This window comes from Methylobacterium sp. J-092, from assembly GCF_022829325.1.
In the GTDB taxonomy this organism is placed as follows: Bacteria; Pseudomonadota; Alphaproteobacteria; order Rhizobiales; family Beijerinckiaceae; genus Methylobacterium.
The window spans coordinates 1-3,828 of sequence record NZ_JAKSXU010000173.1 but is presented as its reverse complement, the minus strand read 5'-3'; the positions used below and the strand labels follow the sequence as shown (position 1 = coordinate 3,828).

Genomic DNA, 3,828 nt, shown 5'->3' with positions numbered 1-3,828 from the left:
GCACCGGAGGTGTTCGTGCCAGCCTTCTCCGCTTGGCCGGCTGCGCTCGCCCGACCAGCTCCGCCGGCCAAGCTACTCGTGGCGGAGCGGCCCACCGTGCACTAACTTCACCCTTGGACCACCTCGTGGGGGCCGATCAGTGACCATCGGGCACCTCTCGTCCGATTTGCAGTTACAATGCTCTTGACGGTCCTTATGGGCGGCCTGTGTGATCATGCATTCTGTGCCAACATAAATTACTATTTCGATGCCGCATGAACGGCAGAAATCTTTCACGACGCGCATGGTTTCCTGTTCACACCCAGAAAAAACGATGGGCGATTTTCCTATAAAGCCCGATATGCGGCAAACCGTTCCAGAGGATATTCGTCTCCATATCCTCGAAATCGCCTGATTTGCACGATCGCCGGCTAAACATATGATAAAAGATTACTTAGTGGCAGCGAGTGCTGCGCAACCTCTATCATTTGTGAAGCTAAACAGGTGGTCTCGCCGGATGTGGGCCGGCGGGGAGGGGCGCGGGCGCACCGGCGCAATGCGGCGCCTAGGCCTCATCGAGCCAGGAGGTTTCCGCGATTACGCGCAGCGCCTGCAGAGCTTGCCTGCGACCCTCTATTGTCTTGATCTTCGACCAAAGGCTCAAGCATTCTTCAGCGGTAAGGGCTTCATCTACGAACGATTCGCAGGCAAAAAATCGCTCGGAGGGAATGCCGAGGGCTCGAGCTAGATTGTCCAGCATCGCCCGATGCGTTTCGCGGGAGCTTGTCATTACGAGACACATACCCCGACGAAGAAGATTGTTCTCTCTCATATCACATTTTTTAGCCGGCACATTAGTCCATTTGTACTAGTATGGTTTTGAGTATGTGGCGCCTGCCCTAGTGTCATTAATGCGCGTTAGCGCCCCAAACGCCTTGAAGCTGGGGGAACGGTATGATTTTCGTCACGAACGCTGAGGGGGAGGTGACCTACGTCAGCCCAGAATGGTGCGCGTTCACAGGGAGAGACGAAGCTTCAGGTGCGGGTCATGGCTGGTTGAATTCTGTTCACCCGGAGGATCGGGAGATCGCGATCAGCTTCCTCAGCAGCGTCCATGCTGAGCAGATGGAGTACACGTTCCGCCACCGGCTCCGTCGGGCCGACGGGAGTTACGCCTGGGTCGTCGGCGGAGCGATACCGTCATTCGGCCCCCCAGGACGCACCTTCCTCGGGTATTTGGGGTCGCTGACCGAAATCGCTTCAAGTGGTTCTGAACCCTTCACCGCCTACGGAACGCTCGCGCGCTTCGTCCCGCCTCCGGGGCATCCGGCTACGAATCCAAGCTCTGTGTTGGAACTCGTCGCTGACCATTTGCTGATGGCACATGGGCTCATCGAGCAGGACCACGCCAGGGAAATGCTGCCGGTGCTGCGGCAGGCCCTGATGACGGCAGGCAGGCTTCTGGCTCGGAACATATCTGAGGCCGATCAGAGTGGTCGTTTTCACTGACCCGGGCAGGCATATCTGCTGCAAACCCTCCAGAAATCGTTCAACCTTGCCGTGCCTGCCGATTGACGAGCACGTCGGCGAACGGCTTCGAAAGCACGTGGCGACCCGACGCCTCGTAGATCTCCACCGTCCAGGACGACCAATCGCGCGGCGTTGCGCCGAGCATCAGGTCCAGCGCGACGCGCTCCGCGTGCGCGCGCATCAGCGCCCACGTCGGCAGCCGCTTGCCCTGGAGATCGGCCACGAGCTCGTGCCCGTCTGTGCAGTGGAAGCGGTAAAGCGGTGTCGGCATTGGCCTTCTACCCCGCCCTCCACGCCATCTCACCGCTGCGCGCGTGGCCATCGTCGCCATGGTTGAACCGTCGTAACGCATGCTGTTTGTTCCTGATCCGTTCTTGCCAGACCTGGACCCGCGATGCCCCCCCCGCCCCTCGAAGCGACTGTGGAGATCCGGTCGCTATCTCGCCGCGCCGTTCGTGATCGCGGAGCCAGAGCGTAGGTGGACACCCTCGGAGACATCGCAGGCGATCGCGTCGTGGTGGAGTGCCTGTCGTGCCGCCGAAGGGGCGTCTACGCGACAGACGGCCTTGTGGCTCGGTTCGGACCTACGATGCAGCAGCTCGATGCGCTCCGGCACCTGTCGGGCTCGTGCCGGCATCAGCGCCGCCCAGGGTCGCCGCCCGAGCGCAAATACGAAAGCGCGTGTCAGGCCCGGCTCATCCTACCGCCCTCGAAACAACAGATCGTGCCGACGCCGATCCAGCGCGGCCTGAACGTCGAGGCCTGGACGACGTCGGGCTCGATTCAGTGGCACTTGGCGACGGTGTAGAGCATCGAGCTCGGCCACCTCGTGCTCGATGCCGTGGCGACGCTCTACCCGGACCATGAGGTCACCCTGCGTCAGGCCTGCCGGGTCATTGCAAAGCGCGAGAAGCCGGATTGAGGTTTGCCCCGCTCATGCCAGCCGCGCCAACACTTTCGCCGTAAGCAGCAGCAGGCCCCCGAGCCGATCGGGTGGGGCTGCAAGCTGGGGCGGTTTATACAATCTATAATTGCATGCCTGAAGGTCCAGGCCGGGGCTCGCAAGAGGTGCCTGAACCCCAGTTTCGATGGGCAAAATAGCAGGGCATCGACCTCCAACGGCTGACCATTGCGGCCGATTCAAGCCCGTTAACCAATTCTAAGTAGATAGCATCCATCGCATAATTCGCGCATAAGTTGTGTTTCAGGATAGCACGCGCATAATCGTGCGACGGCAGGCCGACCTGCCGCGATCGTTCAGGATGATCCACGACGGAAAACATCCTGCGCCGGGCGACAGCACGTTTTGGACACGCATCTACCAGACAGCATTCGGAAGGAGACAAACCGTGAAGACTACGACGGACCCCATCGACCTCGCCGCCAAGATCCTCACGAGCTACGTCGCCCACAACTCTGTGCCCGCCACGGGGCTGCCGGACCTGATCCGCATGGTGCACGACTCGATTACGGGGCTGACCATTCCGCCGAAGCCGGCGCTGACGAAGCCAACCAATGCGGAGATTCGCAAGTCGATCTCGCCGGACGCCATCATCAGCTTCGAAGACGGCAAGCCCTACAAGGCGCTGCGCCGGCACCTGACGCTGCGCGGACTGTCGGCCGAGGCCTACCGTGCCAAGTGGGGCCTGCCGGTCGACTATCCCCTGGTCTCGGCCAGCTACAGCGCGCGCCGCTCGGTGATCTCCCGCACCATCGGGCAGAACCAGCGCCTGCGCTTTCAGCAAGCGGCGGAGTGATCCGAAGACCTGCTCGACGGTTCCCATCGACACCGCGCCGGTCTGCGCTAAGCGGGAAGGTGTCGGTCGGCATCACTGGATCGTATCGGGACTGGCCATTAGCCCGATGCTCCGTGGCCGCCATCAGCCCGGCAAACCATCTGCGTAACCGTGGTCGGGAGAATTTATCGCTCGATAGGATTTGTCGATGGTGGGTCGTAGCGATCCTTGAGCTCGGCACGCCCCGCGTCAGTAATCCTGTACTCGTTGAGGTCCTTTTCCGGGGCCGTCCGCCCGGTGGCGACGACCATGCCCAGCACCTCAAGGCGCCGCATGTAGGCGGTCAGTTTGTAGAAGCTTGCCCCGGTCTGAGCCAGGGTCTGAAGGCGGTAGAGGCTGCCCGGTGGAAGCTTGTGCATCGGTCTTCAGCTCTTGGGTCAGAGCTGCACCGCCTCGATATCGTCCTCATAGATCGAGTCCGGCTGGCAGGCGTGCCACTGCTTCTTCTCGTCGGTTTGGCCTTTGCGACCCCAGCAGTAGCCGGCTTGCGCCAGGCGGCCGCTCAGACGGTCGCGGAGACGGC

The 3,828-nt window shown here is 61.5% G+C and carries 5 protein-coding genes; 3 read left to right on the top strand and 2 right to left on the bottom strand.

Features of this window, described 5'->3' with window-relative positions; genetic code table 11:
- Nucleotides 1–933 precede the first annotated feature (933 nt).
- Nucleotides 934–1,488, top strand: a complete 555-nt coding sequence (locus tag MKK60_RS20435; protein ID WP_243988377.1) for a PAS domain-containing protein — start codon at nucleotides 934–936, stop codon at nucleotides 1,486–1,488.
- A 40-nt stretch (nucleotides 1,489–1,528) separates the two neighbouring features.
- On the opposite strand, the gene MKK60_RS20430 is transcribed toward MKK60_RS20435, so the two are convergent.
- Complete coding sequence (locus tag MKK60_RS20430) at nucleotides 1,529–1,780, bottom strand: DUF6894 family protein (RefSeq protein WP_279604184.1); 252 nt, start codon at nucleotides 1,778–1,780, stop codon at nucleotides 1,529–1,531.
- 318 nt (nucleotides 1,781–2,098) lie between these two features.
- On the opposite strand from MKK60_RS20430, the gene MKK60_RS20425 reads away from it, so the two are divergent.
- A complete protein-coding gene (locus tag MKK60_RS20425) occupies nucleotides 2,099–2,317 on the top strand; it encodes a hypothetical protein (RefSeq protein WP_243988376.1) in 219 nt (72 codons plus the stop codon).
- A gap of 541 nt (nucleotides 2,318–2,858) precedes the next feature.
- Nucleotides 2,859–3,266 carry a MucR family transcriptional regulator gene (locus MKK60_RS20420; protein WP_243988375.1) on the top strand — a complete coding sequence of 136 codons (408 nt, stop codon included), beginning with the start codon at nucleotides 2,859–2,861 and terminating at the stop codon, nucleotides 3,264–3,266.
- 164 nt (nucleotides 3,267–3,430) lie between these two features.
- On the opposite strand, the gene MKK60_RS20415 is transcribed toward MKK60_RS20420, so the two are convergent.
- The gene (locus MKK60_RS20415; RefSeq protein WP_147844264.1) at nucleotides 3,431–3,664 is read right to left on the bottom strand and encodes a hypothetical protein; all 234 of its coding nucleotides are present in this window, start codon (nucleotides 3,662–3,664) and stop codon (nucleotides 3,431–3,433) included.
- Nucleotides 3,665–3,828: the final 164 nt, after the last annotated feature.

Bases quoted from the DNA above. Each gene is read 5' to 3' on its own strand.
- MKK60_RS20425 (WP_243988376.1), top strand. From the start codon at position 2,099: ATGCAGCAGCTCGATGCGCTCCGGCACCTGTCGGGCTCGTGCCGGCAT.
- MKK60_RS20430 (WP_279604184.1), bottom strand. From the start codon at position 1,780: ATGCCGACACCGCTTTACCGCTTCCACTGCACAGACGGGCACGAGCTC.
- MKK60_RS20435 (WP_243988377.1), top strand. From the start codon at position 934: ATGATTTTCGTCACGAACGCTGAGGGGGAGGTGACCTACGTCAGCCCA.
- MKK60_RS20415 (WP_147844264.1), bottom strand. From the start codon at position 3,664: ATGCACAAGCTTCCACCGGGCAGCCTCTACCGCCTTCAGACCCTGGCT.